This is a genomic window from Nitratidesulfovibrio sp. 1201_IL3209 (assembly GCF_036763125.1).
Lineage (GTDB): Bacteria > Desulfobacterota > Desulfovibrionia > Desulfovibrionales > Desulfovibrionaceae > Cupidesulfovibrio.
In genome coordinates this window covers 1-285 of the sequence record NZ_JBAIYT010000103.1, presented here as the reverse complement: position 1 = coordinate 285, position 285 = coordinate 1, and the positions used below count along the sequence as shown (strand labels likewise).

The window sequence follows — 285 nt, the reverse complement described above, 5'->3', positions numbered from 1 at the left end:
CTTGCGCTGACCTCTCCTCTTAACCTTCCGGCACCGGGCAGGCGTCAGTCCCTATACGTCGTCTTGCGACTTAGCAGAGACCTATGTTTTTAGTAAACAGTCGCCACCCTCATTTCTCTGCGGCTCCTCAGGGCTTAAAGAGAGAATCCTTCACCCTAAAGAGCACCCCTTCTTCCGAAGTTACGGGGTTATTTTGCCGAGTTCCTTGGCCAGAGTTCTCTCGAGCGCCTTGGGTTATTCACCCCACCCACCTGTGTTGGTTTCCGGTACGGTTTGCGCGCGCTA

1 rRNA gene is annotated in these 285 nt (G+C 54.4%); it reads right to left on the bottom strand.

Annotated elements, in window-relative coordinates:
- Positions 1 to 285 (bottom strand): 23S ribosomal RNA (locus V6B97_RS17245); the annotation flags it as partial.